The sequence below is a fragment of the Paraburkholderia polaris genome, from assembly GCF_012927345.1.
Taxonomy (GTDB): domain Bacteria; phylum Pseudomonadota; class Gammaproteobacteria; order Burkholderiales; family Burkholderiaceae; genus Paraburkholderia; species Paraburkholderia polaris.
Window position 1 is genome coordinate 124174 of sequence record NZ_JABBGJ010000027.1, and the last position, 16587, is coordinate 140760.

At 62.0% G+C, this 16587-nt stretch carries 17 protein-coding genes; 7 read left to right on the forward strand and 10 right to left on the reverse strand.

From position 1 onward, the window contains the following. Positions 1-174: 174 nt before the first annotated feature. The 3 genes from HHL24_RS24600 to HHL24_RS24610 all read right to left on the reverse strand — a co-directional run bounded on the left by HHL24_RS24600 (position 175) and on the right by HHL24_RS24610 (position 3362). On the reverse strand, positions 175-1014 hold the full coding sequence (locus HHL24_RS24600; RefSeq protein WP_169487960.1) for a CmcJ/NvfI family oxidoreductase: 840 nt from the start codon (positions 1012-1014) through the stop codon (positions 175-177). A gap of 18 nt (positions 1015-1032) precedes the next feature. Then, positions 1033-1788, reverse strand: coding sequence for an SDR family NAD(P)-dependent oxidoreductase (locus tag HHL24_RS24605; protein WP_169487961.1), 756 nt, complete (start codon positions 1786-1788; stop codon positions 1033-1035). A gap of 230 nt (positions 1789-2018) precedes the next feature. Then, the gene (locus tag HHL24_RS24610; RefSeq protein ID WP_169487962.1) at positions 2019-3362 is read right to left on the reverse strand and encodes an LLM class flavin-dependent oxidoreductase; all 1344 of its coding nucleotides are present in this window, start codon (positions 3360-3362) and stop codon (positions 2019-2021) included. A gap of 350 nt (positions 3363-3712) precedes the next feature. Between HHL24_RS24610 and HHL24_RS24615 the strand changes: the two genes are divergently transcribed. Beyond that, entirely contained in the window at positions 3713-5068 is a 1356-nt protein-coding gene (locus HHL24_RS24615) for an LLM class flavin-dependent oxidoreductase (RefSeq protein ID WP_169487963.1), read from the forward strand. A gap of 121 nt (positions 5069-5189) precedes the next feature. Here the strand turns inward: HHL24_RS24615 and HHL24_RS24620 are convergent, their stop codons facing one another. Further along, entirely contained in the window at positions 5190-6512 is a 1323-nt protein-coding gene (locus HHL24_RS24620; RefSeq protein ID WP_169487964.1) for an LLM class flavin-dependent oxidoreductase, read from the reverse strand. Positions 6513-6750: 238 nt separating this feature from the next. Here HHL24_RS24620 and HHL24_RS24625 point away from each other — a divergent pair, with 238 nt between their 5' ends. From HHL24_RS24625 to HHL24_RS24645, 5 genes are read left to right on the forward strand one after another with little or no spacing between them, the layout of a single operon-like run. Then, positions 6751-7530, forward strand: a complete 780-nt coding sequence (locus tag HHL24_RS24625) for a GntR family transcriptional regulator (protein ID WP_169487979.1) — start codon at positions 6751-6753, stop codon at positions 7528-7530. After that, complete coding sequence (locus HHL24_RS24630; RefSeq protein WP_169487965.1) at positions 7527-9260, forward strand: fumarate reductase/succinate dehydrogenase flavoprotein subunit; 1734 nt, start codon at positions 7527-7529, stop codon at positions 9258-9260. Before HHL24_RS24625 ends, HHL24_RS24630 begins: the two co-directional genes overlap by 4 nt. Before the next feature lie 9 nt (positions 9261-9269). Beyond that, entirely contained in the window at positions 9270-9515 is a 246-nt protein-coding gene (locus HHL24_RS24635; RefSeq protein WP_030102639.1) for a 4Fe-4S dicluster domain-containing protein, read from the forward strand. Between the two features lie 17 nt (positions 9516-9532). Then, the gene (locus tag HHL24_RS24640; RefSeq protein ID WP_169487966.1) at positions 9533-10528 is read left to right on the forward strand and encodes a HEAT repeat domain-containing protein; all 996 of its coding nucleotides are present in this window, start codon (positions 9533-9535) and stop codon (positions 10526-10528) included. 17 nt (positions 10529-10545) lie between these two features. Next, positions 10546-10821 (forward strand): gamma-butyrobetaine hydroxylase-like domain-containing protein, encoded by a 276-nt coding sequence (locus HHL24_RS24645; RefSeq protein WP_230417554.1) that lies wholly within the window; start codon positions 10546-10548, stop codon positions 10819-10821. A 121-nt stretch (positions 10822-10942) separates the two neighbouring features. Here the strand turns inward: HHL24_RS24645 and HHL24_RS24650 are convergent, their stop codons facing one another. The 6 genes from HHL24_RS24650 to HHL24_RS24675 all read right to left on the reverse strand — a co-directional run bounded on the left by HHL24_RS24650 (position 10943) and on the right by HHL24_RS24675 (position 16261). Then, complete coding sequence (locus HHL24_RS24650; RefSeq protein ID WP_169487968.1) at positions 10943-13009, reverse strand: family 2A encapsulin nanocompartment cargo protein cysteine desulfurase; 2067 nt, start codon at positions 13007-13009, stop codon at positions 10943-10945. After that, positions 12984-13916 (reverse strand): family 2A encapsulin nanocompartment shell protein, encoded by a 933-nt coding sequence (locus HHL24_RS24655; RefSeq protein ID WP_169487969.1) that lies wholly within the window; start codon positions 13914-13916, stop codon positions 12984-12986. The genes HHL24_RS24650 and HHL24_RS24655 overlap by 26 nt, the downstream gene beginning before the upstream one ends. Positions 13917-14032: 116 nt before the next feature. Beyond that, the gene (locus HHL24_RS24660) at positions 14033-14308 is read right to left on the reverse strand and encodes a helix-turn-helix domain-containing protein (RefSeq protein ID WP_169487970.1); all 276 of its coding nucleotides are present in this window, start codon (positions 14306-14308) and stop codon (positions 14033-14035) included. Beyond that, positions 14305-15282 carry a serine O-acetyltransferase EpsC gene (gene epsC, locus HHL24_RS24665; protein ID WP_169487971.1) on the reverse strand — a complete coding sequence of 326 codons (978 nt, stop codon included), beginning with the start codon at positions 15280-15282 and terminating at the stop codon, positions 14305-14307. The genes HHL24_RS24660 and epsC overlap by 4 nt, the downstream gene beginning before the upstream one ends. A 42-nt stretch (positions 15283-15324) precedes the next feature. Beyond that, positions 15325-15792: a rhodanese-like domain-containing protein gene (locus tag HHL24_RS24670; RefSeq protein ID WP_169487972.1), complete on the reverse strand. Its 468-nt coding sequence runs from the start codon at positions 15790-15792 to the stop codon at positions 15325-15327. A 220-nt stretch (positions 15793-16012) separates the two neighbouring features. Next, positions 16013-16261: a hypothetical protein gene (locus tag HHL24_RS24675; RefSeq protein ID WP_169487973.1), complete on the reverse strand. Its 249-nt coding sequence runs from the start codon at positions 16259-16261 to the stop codon at positions 16013-16015. A gap of 88 nt (positions 16262-16349) precedes the next feature. Between HHL24_RS24675 and HHL24_RS24680 the strand changes: the two genes are divergently transcribed. Then, positions 16350-16587, forward strand: a 238-nt coding sequence (locus tag HHL24_RS24680; RefSeq protein WP_230417552.1) for a DUF6444 domain-containing protein, incomplete at its 3' end; no start/stop codon positions are given.

Genomic DNA, 16587 nt, shown 5'->3' on the forward strand with positions numbered 1-16587 from the left:
TCGCTCAACAACAGTCAAAAGATGCGTCGACTAACGAGGCAGGACAACGACCCAAACGCCGCATGCTAACGAAACGCCGCATCACAAACAAACAAGAATTCGCGCTTTCGATATTGCATATTCTGCGATGCTGCAGCAGACGCAACTGCCCTGCCAGTCAGCGCAAACCGTCACTCAAAAGAACAGCAGCGAGCGCAGTTCAATGCTTCGACGCGGCGGTGCATCGGCCGGCGAAGTGGGATCGTCGAATGCCGTATGGGCCGTCAGACGCGCGATTCCATCGCCCGCCGAATCGTAGATCTTCAGTAGCAGGAATTCGTCGGGCGACATATGAGGAAAGTAGTACCAACGATGCCGCGGATTGAAGACCAACGCATACGTCTCGCCGACCTTGTCGGGATAAACCAGGTCCGATGCCACCAGGTCGTTGAGCGTGATACTGCGCGAATCGCACAGCGCGAGCGGCGACGATTGCACTGTTTCTCCAATCGGCCGCCACAGGTTGACGATTGCCACGCGGCCTTGCAGCAAGCGCTCTGCTTCATCTGCCGGCAGATGATCGCGCACCCGGCGCGGCCCCGACACAAACGTCTGGTCGTTATGAATGTACTTGACCGGCTCCCTCACGCCACTGCTGCGCTCTGGATTGCCGTCGCGCAGCGTGTGATCGAACACGACCACTCGGCGAGCGCCGGTGGCCTGTTTCAGCAACTGCTCCGCTTCCCGATAGTAGACAGATTCGATCTTTGCCGGGTCGGAGAAATCGTTCAACGCACTAGCATGCCGGTGCAGTTCGAAGCCGTTACGATCGAGTGACAGCGCGCCAGGCGGCGGCGCGACGCGTGCATTTGAAATGGTCACCCGACGCGGCCGGTACACGCCGCTGCGCTTCGGAACGCCCGGCGGCGGTTCATATTGGTACGACACGGGCTTCTCGCCGGTGAACTCGAGGTAGTTCAACTCTGCCTGGACCGTCGCAGCGGACACCGGTCTATCGATGACGATATCGCTCATGTTCACATCCTAATCACGTTAAAACGATTCGTTGAACGGCCGTAGATCGATTTCCTGCGACCATGCACTGCGCGCCTGCCGATGGAGATACCAATAGGCATCAGCGATATCAGCGGGATTCAGCAAGCCGTCTTCGCCGCGCTCGGCCACCCGCTGCGGCGAAGACGTACGCAGGCGCTCGCCGTCGATGCCTCCATCGACCACCACATGGGCAACATGGATATTCTTCGGCCCGAACTCGCGGGCGAGACTCTGTGTGAGTGAGCGCAAACCGGCTTTGGCGGAAGCGAACGCGGCAAACGGCGGCCGGCCGCGCAGTGATGCGGTGGCGCCGGTAAACAGCAGCGAGCCTCGGCCAGCCGCCAGCAGCGGTTGCAGCGCCGCTCGCGCAAACAGGAAACCACCGAGCGTCGTGACGCGCCATGCCGCTTCAAACTGCTCCGCGCTCAATTCGAGCGTCGGTGCACGCGTCGCACCCGCGGCGTTGAAAATCGCCACTTCGAGCGTACCGGTGTCTGCGAGTTGTCGGGCGATCTCAGTCAGATCGGCTTCGCGAGTGACGTCACCCGGCAACGCGACAGCATGGCCCCCGGCGCGGCGTATTTCTTCGACGATCACATCGAGCCGCTCGCGCGAGCGCCCCGTCACGGCGACGCTGAATCCCTCGCGGGCGAAACGGCGTGCGAGCGCGGCGCCCAGTCCGGCGCTCGCACCCACACCGGCAATCCACGCGAGACGCGTGCGCTCCTGTCCTTGTTCGACAGCCTCGGTCATTGGAGTCTCCATTGCATGTAGCCGCGGCACGCAACGCGTGGCGGCAATAGACGCATGCGCCTATCGTTTCAGCGTAGACGATGGCGGCGCAGGGAGGAAATAACGAATCGTGGAAAGTTATGCTGCAGATTCAAGGCTGCACACGGAGCCCGTGTACAGTCCTGGCTTTCTGCAGAGCGGCGATATCTGTTGACGTGTCCGTGAAAGCGACGATTTGTGGTCGGTCTCTGCTACGCAGGAAAATAGCGGTTTTCAGGCCGCCGCAACCCCAGGTTCTCGCGCAACGTACGGCCCTCATAGTTCTCGCGGAACAATCCGCGTCGCCGTAGCTCAGGCACCACCAGTTCGACGAAATCGGTCAAACCGTCAGGCAGTACCGGCGGCATCACATTGAAACCGTCGGCGCCATGATTCACGAAGCGCTCTTCGAGTTGATCGACGATCTGAGCCGCGGTGCCGACGAGTTGCCAATGGCCACGCGCACCCGCGACCCGCAAATAAAGCTGGCGGATCGTAAGATTCTCGCGGCGAGCCAGTTCGAGCGTCAACACCTGCCGGCTCTTGCTGGCATTTGTCTCAGGTAGCTCGGGAATCGGGCCGTCGAGTGGATAGTCCGAGAGATCGAACCCACCGGTCAGCCCGGATACCAGTGCAAGTCCCACCTTCGGATCGACAAGCGACTGCAACTGCTCGAATTTCTCTCTAGCCTCGCTTTCGGTGCGGCCGATAATCGGAAACACGCCCGGCATGATCTTCAGATCGTCCGGATCACGGCCATAGGCCTGCATGCGTCCCTTCACGTCCGCGTAAAAATCCACTGCGTCCTGCAGCGTTTGCTGCGCTGTGAAAATGACCTCGGCCGTCCTCGCAGCGAGGTCCCGGCCGGCTTCCGACGACCCGGCCTGCACGACGACCGGATGCCCCTGCGGAGAACGGGCAACGTTCAACGGCCCCTTGACCTGAAAGAAACGTCCTTTGTGATCCAGCACATGCCGTTTGAGCGGGTCGAAGAACCGCCCTTCGGCTTTGTTGCGGACGAACGCGTCGTCCTCCCAACTGTCCCACAGCCCGCCTGTGACTTCCGCAAACTCGGCGGCGCGCGCATAGCGCTCGGCGTGGTCAAAATGCCTGTCACGGTTGAAGTTCTTCGCTTCATGCTCGCTTGACGAGGTGACCAGATTCCAACCCGCCCGCCCACCGCTGATGTGATCGAGCGACGCGAACTTGCGGGCAATGTGATACGGCTCGTTGAAACTCGTCGAGGCTGTGCCGACCAGGCCGATGCGCTCAGTCACGGCCGCCAGCGCCGACAGCAACGTAATCGGCTCGAACTGTGCCACGTAGCTGTGCGCCGTGCGGCTGAGAAAGTCGACGTTGTCGCCGCGGGTACCCACACCGTCGGCGAGAAAGATCAGATCGAACTTCGCGGCTTCGGCCGCTTGCGCAAGCCGGACATAGTGACGGAAATTCACGCCGGCATCCGCCTGCGCCTCAGGATGCCGCCACGCCGCAATGTGGTGCCCAGAAGGGTAAAGGAAAGCGCCGAGGCGCAGATGCCCGCTACGTTTGCTCATGGAAGTTCGCGAAGGAGAATTGACGGATAGATCCCGCACTGCGCCGATCGGCCAGGTGAACGGATTGAGGGGGCCGGGTGCTAAACGAATCGACGTTAGCGCGCTGCGCGGCGCGCGGCAACCAAGCAAAGCTCATAACCTTATGAGCCTGGACAGGCGTGCGTTGCGTCAAAGGAACGTATTGCAGGAACGTATTGCGCCCCACGTCTGCGCGACCAGGTCTTAGTCTTCGCCGACATATCGATGCCAGAATTCCTTCGTGGTCTCGAATGATCCACCAATCGACAATGTGCGAATCGGTCAGAGCGTTCGTTCCGTCGCTGCTGGCTGCTCCTGTATTCGAAAAGACCATGAGAACCGACCCGCCTCGCCAGCTGCATCTAAACGTCAATATCCTCCACTCCGGCTTTGTCCCTTCCGCCTGGCGTACGCATGAAGCCGACCCTCGCGCCTTCATCGATATCGACCATTACGTTCGCGTCGCGCAAATTGCCGAGGCGGCGAAATTCGATGCGGTGTTTCTAGCGGATAACGCCTCGATTGCCGATCAGATCGACTTCCGCCCGATCACGGCGCTGGAGCCAACCGTGTTGCTGGCCGGCATCGCTTCGGCAACGACGCATATCGGCGTGATCGGCACCGCATCGACGAGTTATAACGAGCCGTATAACATCGCCCGACGCTTTTCGACGCTCGATCATCTCAGTGCCGGCCGGGCCGGCTGGAACATCGTGACGACCGCCGATCTCGGCTCGGCCCGCAATTTCGGCCGCGAGGCGGTGCCGGATCACGCGCAACGCTACGAGCGCGCAGCCGAGTTCACGGAGGTGGTGAAGGCGCTTTGGGACAGCTGGGAGGACGACGCCTTTATCGGCGACAAGGTCAGTGGTCGTTTCATCGACGCCACGAAGGTGCATCGCATCGACCATCGCGGCAAATACTTCAGCGTCGATGGCCCGTTCAACCTGCCGCGTAGCGCACAGGGTCATCCCGTGCTGATCCAGGCAGGCGGTTCATCTGACGGACGCGAACTCGCGGCCCGGCATGCCGAGGCCGTGTTCTCGGCATCGCAGTCGTTCGACGAAGCGGCAGCCTATGCGCGCGAGCTAAAGTCGCGCGCCGCAGCGTTGGGACGTGGCAACGATGCGATCCGCGTGCTACCCGGTCTCACCACCATTATCGGCGCAACCGAGGCCGAGGCCCTGCGCCGTCGCGATGAGCTGATCGATCTGATTCCGTGGACCTACAGCCTCACTCGACTGGCCGGCATCTTGGGTATCAGCGTCGACCGGTTGAAACTTGACGAGCGCCTGCCGGACGATCTCTCATTGCCCGGCGGCGGCAACGGTAATCACACGTTTTTTCACGCCACGCTCGCGCAAGCGCGGAGCAATGGGTACACGGTCCGTCAGTTGGTCCGGGCGCTTGCGGGAGGCGGCGGACATCGTGTCGTCGTCGGCACGCCGGAACAGATCGCCGACGATATCGAACACTGGTTCAAAGGTGGCGCTGCTGACGGTTTCAATCTGATGCCGGATGTTCTGCCCGGTGGCTTGCAGGACTTCGCAGTCGGCGTGGTGCCGCTTCTGCAACAACGCGGCATTTTCCGTACCGACTACGAGGGACGCACCCTGCGCGAACACTTCGGGCTACAACGTCCTGTCAGCCGACACCTGGACCGACGGGAAGCGGCCGCAACCGCTTGATCGGTCGTGCTGGAGACCAGGTCACGTCTCCAGACGCTGTCCGCTAGTGTGGACTACCTATCGAACGTGATGAACTCCGCCGAGGTCCACACCTTGCTATCCGATGTGTGGTTCGCCTATCTCACACAGAAAAAAAGCGGTTCTCAGGCCGGGGCAGTCCCAGATTCTCGCGCAGCGTCGCCCCTTCGTATTCGCGCCGGAACAAGCCGCGCTTTTGCAACTCGGGAATGACCTTGTCAACGAAATCGTCGAGACCGCCCGGCAGATACGGGAACATTACGTTGAAGCCGTCCGAGCCCTCTTCCACCAGCCATTGCTCCATCTGATCGGCGATCATCGTCGCCGTGCCCACCATCTCGAGTCCCGAGTATCCGCCAATGCGCTGGGCAAGCTGGCGAATCGTCAGCCCGTCGCGCTGCGCCCACTCGACGACCCGTTGCCGCGCCGTGCGGCTCGCATTGGTCTCGGGAATTTCGGGCAGCGGGCCGTCCGGATCGAAACCGGACACGTCGTGCCCCAATGCGATCGACAATGAAGCCATGCCGCTCTCGTAGTGAACAAACGTGTCGAGCCGCGCGCGGATTTCCCGCGCCTCGTCCAAGGTATCGCCCACGACGACGAAAGCGGCCGGCAGTATCTTCATGTGATCGCGGTGACGGCCGAGTTTTTCCATACGGCCTTTCACATCGGCATAGAAACGCTTGCCGTCGGCCAGCAGGCTTTGCGCGGTGAACACCACCTCCGCGGTTTCGGCCGCGATCTGGCGCCCCGCTTCCGATGAACCGGCCTGCACGATGACGGGCCATCCCTGAACGGGGCGCGCAATATTCAACGGGCCGCGCACCGAAAAGTTCTCGCTCCTGTAGTTCAGCACATGCAGTTTTTGCGGATCGAAGAATGTGCCCGTTTCCGTGTCGCGGATAAAAGCATCGTCGGCCCAACTGTCCCAGAGCCCGGTGACCACGTCGAAGAACTCGCGGGCGCGCCGATATCGCTCGTCGTGTTCGACATGCTCGTCGAGACCGAAATTGAGCGCGGCATCGGGATTCGATGTCGTCACCAGATTCCATCCGGCACGGCCACCGCTAATATGGTCGAGCGAGGCAAAACGCCTGGCTACGTGATAAGGCGCGTCGAACGTGGTGGACGCGGTTGCGATAAGCCCCAGCCGTTCAGTGACCGCAGCCAGCGCGGGCAGCAGCGTCAGCGGTTCGAACGACGTAACCGTGTGGCTATGCTTGAGCGCGTCGAGCGGCATGTTGAGCACCGCGAGGTGGTCCGCCATGAAGAACGCGTCGAAGCGGCCACGCTCCAGCGTCTGCGCAAAACGCTTCAGATGCCCGAAATTGAAGTTGGCGTCGGGATAGGCGCCGGGATAGCGCCATGCACCGGTATGAATCGTCGTGGGACGCATGAAAGCGCCGAGGCGAAGCTGACGTGACATGTGGCGAGCTCCATCGCAAACAGGTCGGGCCAGTTTAATCGTCCTTCGCCGGCGCTGCTTGCAACCGCCCGCCTCTCTCTACCCCTGCCGAACCGGATGCGCCGGGGCGCCGACGCTAACAGGCTCGCCAAAAGCTGTCCCGCAGAAATACAAAGCACAAATTCTTCGTTCGTCCGCCGCGGCTCCATCACTAGACTGTGATGCAACTTGTCATAACAAGTACGGAAACCCCCAGATCATGCTGAAACCCGACCCGGCCAACGTGCTTCCTCTTTCGGCCGCTCCGCTCTACGAGCAGATAAAGACGGCGTTGCGCACGCGTATTCTCGATGGCACGTATGCAGCCCATTCTCAGATGCCGTCTGAAAACGACCTCTGCGCGATGTTCAACGTCAGCCGCATCACCGTGCGCCAGGCGCTCGGCGATCTGCAAAAAGAAGGCCTCGTCTTCAAACTGCACGGCAAGGGCACCTTCGTCTCGAAGCCGAAAGCCTTCCAGAACGTCAGCGCATTGCAAGGTTTCGCCGAAGCGATGTCGTCGATGGGATACGAAATCGTCAACCAGCTCAAACATATCCGCTTCGTTCCAGCCACCGCGCACATCGCCAGCCGGCTCAAACTGCCCGAAGGCACGAAGGTTGCCGAAATCCATCGTGTGCGGCTGCTCAATCGCGAACCGGTCTCGCTCGAAGTCACCTGGGTGCCGGAAGCATTAGGTAAACGCCTGGCAGGCGCCGACCTCGTCACGCGCGACATCTTCCTCATTCTCGAGAACGACTGCGCCGTGCCGCTCGGCCACGCCGACGTCTCAATCGACGCCATTCTCGCCGACGATGAAATCGTCGAAGCCTTGAATGTCGAAGAAGGCAGCCCGGTGCTGCGCATCGAACGTCTCACGCATAGCGCGGACGGCACGCCGATCGACTACGAATACCTCTATTTCCGGGGCGATGCATTCCAGTACCGCTTTCGCATCGACCGGCAAAAAGAGAAGAAGAACACAAGGAAGACGACATGAATACGCACGTGATCGAGTACGACCTGGTCGTGATAGGTGGTGGCACCGCCGGCCCAATGGCTGCCGTCAAGGCAAAGGAACAGAATCCGAACCTGAAGGTGTTGCTGCTGGAAAAGGCTAACGTCAAGCGCAGCGGCGCGATTTCGATGGGCATGGACGGCCTGAATAACGCCATCATCCCCGGCCATGCGACACCTGAGCAGTACACGAAGGAAATCACCATCGCCAATGATGGCATCGTCGATCAGGCAGCCGTCTACGCTTATGCGCAACACAGTTTCAAGACCATCGAAGAACTGGACCGCTGGGGTGTGAAGTTCGAAAAAGACGGTACGGGCGACTATGCGGTCAAGAAAGTGCATCACATGGGCTCCTATGTTCTGCCGATGCCGGAGGGACATGACATCAAGAAAGTGCTCTACCGGCAACTCAAACGCGCGCGCATTGCGATCACCAATCGCATCGTCGTCACACGCGTTCTGACCGATGCGCAAGGGCGCGCCTGCGGCGTGCTGGGTTTCGATTGCCGCACGGCGGATTTTTATGTGGTGCGCGCGAAGGCGGTCATTCTTAGCTGCGGGGCCGCGGGACGGCTAGGTTTGCCGTCGTCGGGATACCTGATGGGCACCTATGAAAATCCGACCAACGCCGGCGACGGCTACGCGATGGCCTATCACGCGGGTGCTGCGCTTGCGAACCTGGAGTGCTTCCAGATCAACCCGCTGATCAAGGACTACAACGGCCCGGCATGCGCCTACGTGACCGGACCGTTAGGCGGCTTCACGGCGAACGGCAAAGGCGAACGCTTCATTGAATGCGATTACTGGAGCGGCCAGATGATGTGGGAGTTCTATCAGGAACTCCAAAGCGGCAATGGGCCGGTGTTTCTGAAGCTCGACCATCTCGCAGAAGAAACCATTCAAACCATCGAGCAGATTCTGCACACGAACGAGCGCCCGAGCCGCGGTCGGTTTCATGCGGGACGTGGCACCGATTACCGGCAGCAGATGATCGAAATGCACATTTCGGAGATCGGCTTTTGCAGCGGCCACAGTGCATCTGGCGTCTATGTGAACGAACGCGCGGAGACCACAGTTGCCGGCCTCTACGCCGCCGGGGACATGGCTGCCGTGCCGCACAACTATATGCTCGGCGCGTTCACCTACGGATGGTTCGCGGGGCAGAACGCGGCGCAATACGTCGAAGGCCGTGAACATGCGACGCTCGATAGTGAACAGGTCGACGCCGAGCGAGCGCGGATCTATGCGCCACTCGAACGGGAGACGGGGCTTGCCCCGGCTCAGGTCGAATACAAGCTGCGCCGCATGGTGAACGACTATCTCCAGCCGCCGAAGGTCACGCGCAAGATGGAAATCGGCCTGCAACGTTTCGCTGAAATCGCCGCTGACATCGACCAGATCAAGGCCGACAATCCGCACGAACTGATGCGCGCCGCGGAGGTGCGGGCAATTCGCGACTGCGCCGAAATGGCGGCGCACGCATCGCTCTATCGCACGGAAAGCCGTTGGGGCCTCTACCACCATCGCGTCGATTATCCGCAGCGCAATGACGCGGAATGGTTCTGCCACACGCATCTGAAGAAAGATGCAGCGGGCCGCATGGTCAGCGAAAAACGCGCCGTCGAGCCCTACGTGGTACCGCTCGACAACCACGAAAGCCAGGCCTATCAGAACCTGCGGATTGGCGAGCCCGCGCTTGCCAACGCTTGAGGAGCCACCATGTCTACGACACCGCACAACATTTTCCAGCGCAGTGCAGCGCCCGTCACGATCGACGAAGACAAATGCATCGCCGACAAGGGCTGCACGGTCTGCGTGGATGTCTGCCCGCTCGATCTGCTCGCAATCGACTTGACCAAGGGCAAGGCTTACATGAAGTTCGACGAATGCTGGTACTGCATGCCGTGCGAGAAAGATTGCCCGACCGATGCGGTCAGGGTCGACATTCCTTATCTGCTGCGCTAGTAGGGGCGCCATCCATCATGACCGACATTTCGCTTCCGCTTACGTTCGACCCCGACTCCCTCGATCCGGAAGCCGCTGCACTCATGCCGCGCCTCGCGTCCGCGGACGCCGCGGTGCGACGCATTGCCCTGCTCGCGCTCGCCGATCTCGAAGACGAAGCGGTACTCGAACCGATCATCGCCGCCTTGCGCCGCGACCTGTCGCCGACCGTTCGCGCTCAGGCCGCCGATGTGCTCGGCGCGTGGGAACGCGCCGACACCGTAGCGGCGCTCTGCGAAGCATTGGCAGATCCTGCAGAAGAGGTGCGCGACGCGGCCGCGCAAAGCCTGTCCAACTTGAAGGACCCGGAGTCCGGGCCGCTGCTCGCGCCGTGGACCGAGCATCACGATCCCTTCGTGCGCCAGGCCGCGCTTCGCGGTCTGCGCGAATTACGCTACGCAGGCGCCTTGGAACCTGCATTGGCCGCGCTGACCGCGAGCGAAGACGTCGTGCGGCTCGAGGCAGTGAGCGTGCTCGGCTGGTTGAAGAACGAACGCGCGCTTGGCCCCCTTACCGTCACCGCCGCACAGGATTCGAACGCCGCCGTGCGGCGCGCGGCCATAGGTGCGTTGGGCGTCGGAGCGGCAGCAACGGAGCAAACCATCGTTGTATTGCTTGGCGCATTACGCGACACCGCGTGGCAGGTCCGAGAGGAAGCCGCGGCCACGCTCGGCAAACTGCGCGTGTCGAGCGCGCGAGATGCGCTGATTGCCGCTCTTGACGACGACTACTGGCAAGTCCGTTTGCAGGCGGTACGCGCGTTAGGCAAACTCCGCGACGCAACGGCGAGCGCGGCGGTAGCCGCACTCCTCACCCACGCGATCAGCAATTTACGCAAGGAAGCGGCGTTGTCGCTTGGCGAATTAGGCGACGCAGCATCGCTGCCCGCCTTGCAAACAGCTGTGACGGATCCCGATCCGGAAGTACGCAAAGCCGCGCGCATAGCCTTGACGCAAATAGAAAAGGCACAGTGATGAACGCCCCAGAGAACATGACGGTTCACGCGGCGACGAGGCGTTTGTCCCTGACATGGCATGACGGAAAAACGCAGTGGATCGACAACGCGACGCTGAGGAACGAGTGCCCTTGCTCGACATGCCGCCGCTTGAAGAATTCGGACTCGGCAGCGGTGCATGAAGAGCCGCGGCTCGCGATTGTCGACGTGCAGCCGATGGGCTACGGCGTACAGATCGTGTTCAGCGACGGACACGCGCAAGGTATCTATCCGTGGGCCTACCTGGCGGAAATGGCGCGAGCGCAGGCGTAAATGCCGAACAGGCATTGCACAACGGGTTCAGACCCGTTCGCGCAATGCCTGTTCGAGTTGCAACCTGGCGTTTTGATACCGGTCCGCTAAGTCGGCGGCTGTAACCGGCCGCCGCTTATCGCTAGCGTCGCGAAGACAGCCGCCGCACCACCGACACCAGCGCATCGACTTCGTCGCAGGTGTTGTAGAACGCGAGCGACGGCCTCACCGTGGCTTCGACGCCGAAGCGCCGCAAGATCGGCTGCGCACAATGATGCCCCGAGCGCACGGCAATGCCCTCTTCGTTCAGCGCCTGCCCCACTTCCTCGGTCTCGTAGCCCTTCAACACGAAGGACAACACGCTGGCCTTGTCACGCGCTGTACCGATCAGCCGAACCCCCGGCACCGGTTGCAGCACGCTCGTCGCGTAGGCCAGCAGGTCGTGTTCATAGCGCGCGATATTCTCGATGCCCACACGTTGAACATAATCGATCGCCGCACCGAGACCCACTGCATCGGCGATATTGCCCGTGCCGGCTTCGAAGCGATTCGGCGGCGGCTGGAACACGGTGCGCTCAAAGGTGACGTCCGCGATCATGTTGCCGCCACCCTGCCACGGCGGCATATCTTCGAGAATCGCGCGCTTGCCGTAGACCACGCCGATGCCGGTCGGACCGAACACCTTGTGACCCGAGAACACGAAGAAGTCCGCGTCGAGCGCCTGCACGTCCACCCGCATGTGCGACACCGATTGTGCGCCGTCGACCAACGCCTTCGCCCCTGCACGATGCGCCAGCTCGACGATTTCTTTGACCGGCACCACCGTACCCAACGCGTTCGACACCTGCGTGACCGATACGATCTTCGTCCGGTCATTGAGAAGCTTCCGGTATTCGTCGAGCAATACCTGGCCACTGTCGTCGACCGGAATCACGCGCAGCTTTGCGCCGGTTTGTGCGGCAAGCTGCTGCCACGGCACGATGTTGGCGTGATGCTCCAGGTGCGAGACGATGATCTCGTCACCCTCGCCAACATGCTGCACGCCCCACGTCTTCGCGATCAGGTTGATCGCTTCGGTGGTGCCGCGCACGAAGATGATTTCATCCGGCGACGCCGCGCCGATGAAGCGCTGCACCTTGCTGCGTGCGGCTTCGTACGCATCCGTGGCGCGGCCGGCCAGCGCATGGGCAGCCCGATGGATGTTCGAGTTTTCATGCGCGTAGAAATACGCGAGCCGATCGATCACCGCCTGCGGTTTGTGCGTGGTCGCGGCATTGTCGAACCACACCAGCTGACGGCCGTTCACGCGCTCCTGCAGAATCGGAAAGTCCCGGCGAATCGCATTCACATCGAATGGCGGATGGGCTGACGGCCCGGCATGCGGCACGCCGCCGGTCGCACCAGGCGTCTGCCCAGGAAAGCGCGACGCCTCATTCAGATTCAGAAAATAATGCGAGCCACTGCCGTGTTCCGCCGACGTCCTGCTCGGCGCCGCTTGCGAGGCGGCCGGCCGGTCGTACGGGAAGCGTTGCTCCGCAAGCGGCTCATCGACACCAGGCAGACCGAGCGATTGCGCGCTCACTTCATGCCAGCCTGGCACGACGATATCCGGCGACGCAACGGTCGAGGTCCGAGCTTGTGCCGTTTCGCCCAGAAAATAATAAGGCGATGCAGACCCCGCGGAGACTGGCGACGCAGGCGCCGCACCACCGGTAGACGGACGCTGCGCACCGTGTCCCTCAGGCACTCCCAGCGCGGCCCCGCCAAAGCGCGGATCGAGTGCTGGCGCAACGGTCACCGCGCTATCCGGCAAGCCGTTCGACGCAACTGCATGGGGAGCCAGCGCGGGCGCCCGATTACCCAGCGACAGAATGTGCGTAGGCGCCGAGGGCAACAGGTTGCCCCCCGGCACATGCCCCTGCGGCAACGCCGCGCCAGGCACGCCAGTGCCCGCGCCGCCGGGACCCGCGAGCGGCGAACCGGCCGGAGCCGGATTGCTGATCTCGTCGAGTACAGGCGCCGTGAGCGGCAGTGTGCCGGCCACGCCCGGCGTGCCGCCTTGCGGTGCGTTGCCAGGCAGTGCCGAGAAGAACGCATTGGCCAGCGACGCTAACGTCGCCGGATCAGGCAAACCCGCGGGCGGACCCGACGGCACATCGTGCGGCAGGACGCTATCCATGGGCTTACTTGTAGGTGTCTGGGTAGTCATGGTACTTGCCGATCTCCACGTCATCGAGAACTGCCAGCGCGTCCGGCGAATGCACCGCGAGCGAGCAATAGAGCGAGATCAGATACGACGCGATCGCATGGTTGTTGATGCCCATGAAGCGAACCGACAGACCCGGACCCTGTTCGCCGGCCACGCCCGGCTGGAACAGACCGACCACGCCCTGGCGCTTGTCGCCCACGCGCAGCAGCAGAATCTTGGTCTTGCCATCGGCAACCGGCACCTTGTCCGACGGAACCAACGGAATACCACGCCACGTCAAAAACTGCGAGCCGAACAGGCTGACGGTCGGCGGCGGCACGCCACGGCGCGTGCATTCACGACCGAAGGCGGCGATCGCGAGCGGGTGCGTCAGGAAGAATGCCGGCTCTTTCCATACCTTGGTCAGCAATTCGTCGAGATCGTCAGGCGTCGGCGCGCCGGTCAGCGGCAACACGCGCTGCTCTTCAGCCACATTCGCGAGCAGGCCGTAGTCCGGGTTGTTGATCAGCTGGCTCTCTTGCAGTTCCTTGATCGTTTCGATCGTGAGGCGCAGTTGCTCCTTGATCTGATCGTGCGGGCTGCTGTAGAGATCCGAGATCCGCGTGTGCACGTCGAGCACCGTGCTGACCGCATTCAGGAAGTATTCGCGCGGCTGCTCTTCGTACGGCACGAAGGTGCGCGGCAGAATGCTTTCATCTTCACGCGCGGTGCAGGCCGCCTTGACGGCTTCAGGATTCTTCACCTGGTTCAGGCGATAGATGCCTGCCTCGACCGGCAACCACTGGAGCAGGTGGGTGAGCCAGCGGGGCGTAATCGTTGCGAGTTGCGGAACGGTTTTGGTGGCATTGGCTAGTTGCCGTGCTGCGGTATCGCCGAGCGCCGTCAGGCCGCCCACTGTTGCTGTCATCTGAAGCTCCGGGGTTGATAGAAGAAAAACGGGAAAGCTTATGAACGAAAGTGATTATGAGAAAACGCCCCCAGCCGTTCAACATGCTATAGACGGCAACGAGGCGGTTTAAGGGTCTAAAGGGAGGACGTCGGATCGACGAGAGCGGAATGCGAGCGTGCGGCAAGGCCCACACCCGCGGACGACTGACCGAGCAAGCGTTCGACCGGCAGGTTGAAAGCACGAGCAAGCTTATCGAGCGTGACAATCGACGCGATAGCAGAACCGCGCTCGATTTCGCCGACATAAGACCGGTTGAGTCCGGCGTACTCGGCCAATTGCTCCTGTGACCAGCCGGACGCCTCGCGAAATCGCCGCACCGCGGCGCCGAAGTCCCTGACGAGCACGCTCATCGAGCCACTCCGGCCGTGGCAGGCTCCGTGTCGGCATGTTCGCGCGGCGTGCGTTCACGGACCGCGGCGGTGCGCGTGCCTTCGTTGCGCGACACGGCCTGCGTCACATGCGAACCCGGCGCGACATCCTGCGTGAGCCACACATTGCCGCCGATCACCGAGCCCTGCCCGAGCGTGACGCGCCCGAGAATGGTGGCGCCCGCGTAAATCACGACGTCGTCTTCGACGATCGGATGGCGTGCATGACCCTTTTCCAGATGTCCCTGCGCGTCGCGCGGAAAACGCTTCGCGCCCAGCGTGACGGCCTGATAGACCCGTACGCGCTCGCCGATGATGGCCGTTTCACCGATCACCACACCCGTCCCGTGATCGATGAAGAACCCCGCGCCGATCCGCGCCCCGGGATGAATGTCGATACCAGTCTGCGCATGCGCGAGCTCGGCGATGATTCGCGCCAGCAGCGGCAGCCCCAGCCCATACAGCTCGTGGGCAAGCCGATGGTGGATCATCGCCAGCACGCCGGGGTAGCACAGCAGGACCTCATCCACACTGCCCGCCGCCGGATCGCCGTGAAACGCCGCTAACACGTCGCTGTCGAGCAAGGTGCGAATCGCCGGCAAGCGCGCCGCGAAAGCGCGCACCGCGATGCCGGCCTGAGCCTCGATCGTGGCGGCGGGCGGCGGTTGATGACGGCTGCGGTAGTGAAGCTCCAGACGCGCCTGGCTCAGCAGTGCATGCAACGCGGCGTCGAGCGCGTGCCCGACGTAGAAGTTTTCGCTTTCCTGACGCAGATCGGGCGGTCCGAGCCGCATCGGAAAAAGCACGCCCTTCAGCGTCTCGATGATCTCCGAAAGCGCTTCGCGCCCCGGCAATTCGCGCCCACCCGGCTCGAGCGAGCGCTTCTGCACTTCGCGCCATTGCTGGCGGACCGTCTGAAGCGCGTGAACAATCTCATCGACATCAAACACAGCCACAGCAGTTACTCCCCGTAAAGTGCAGCGAAAACGATCAGACTGTCAGTCCTGAATCCACGGCAGCCCATGAAAGCGCCAACCATTGCTGGCGCCGCGCCGTTGCGCGCCGTCCAGATCCCCTTCAAAACCTTCCAGAACATTGAATACCTGCGTGAGACCGGCTTTCGCCGCGGCCTCGGCGGCCAGCGCCGAGCGGTTGCCGCTGCGGCACAGCAGCAGCACGACCGCATCCTTGCCGGTTTTGGCTTCCAGTTCACGCACAAAGCGCGGGTTGCGCGTCAGGCTCGTACCGGTCGCCCACGCGACATGCAGACTGTCGGGCACGAGTCCGACGAATTTGCGTTCTTCGGCGGTGCGTACATCCACCAGCACGGCGTCGCCTGCCTGGACGAGCGCCCATGCATCCTGCGGCGACAGGCCGCCGGCATAAGGCAAACCGGTTTCGGTGGCTCTCGAACGGGCGGCTTCAAGCAGCGCGTGGGTGGGTCGTTCTGCGAGTTCAAGCGTCATGACGTCTCCTTTGATATCGCGCGAATCTGTACGCGCTGGTCAAAGCTATCTGCGATTGCAACCGCCTATAGCCATCAGGAGACACTATGAAAGAGAGCAAGCCGAACCCGAACCAATAAATTTTCATTTCTAAAGAAGCATCGGTTCGGTCGCTCCGGCTTAAAGCCGCACTGCTACGCCCGCTCGCCGCGGATTTGCCACGTCACCGCCGGCAGGCGGCCTATTCTCGTGGGAACTCGAGCGGCACGACAAACATGCCGGCGGTGTATTCCATATGGAAATAGCCGCAGCGCGCATAAGCCGCGATGCGTTCGAGCCGTTCGGGCGACGGGGAGGTGTAGGTAGCGGCGGCCGTCTCGTCTGAGGATTGCCCAGCCGGGACGGGCGCGCGTTTTGACAATTGCTTCTGCAGGCTTCGCACAGGATGCCGAAGTCCGCCCCAGATAAGCGTCGCTGAAAGTGTGGCCATGCGACCTCCGTCGATTCATTGCTGTATGGTAACTATTCAGCGCTTGTAAACTGCAGCCAGGCTGTGCATAGTGAAGGACATGACGAAGATGCCTGATTTCAAAGACCTCACACACGAACAGAAGGACGCGCTCATCGTTGATCTCGTGAAGCGTCTGAACGCGCTCGAAGCGAAACTCGAGAAGAACAGTCGTAACTCCAGCAAGCCGCCCTCAAGCGATGGGCCCGGGCGCAAGCCGAAGTCGTTGCGCGGCACGAGCGGGGCAAAGCCTGGCGCGCAGCCGGGGCATAAGGGCAAGACGCTCAAGCGGGTGGTGCAACCCGATT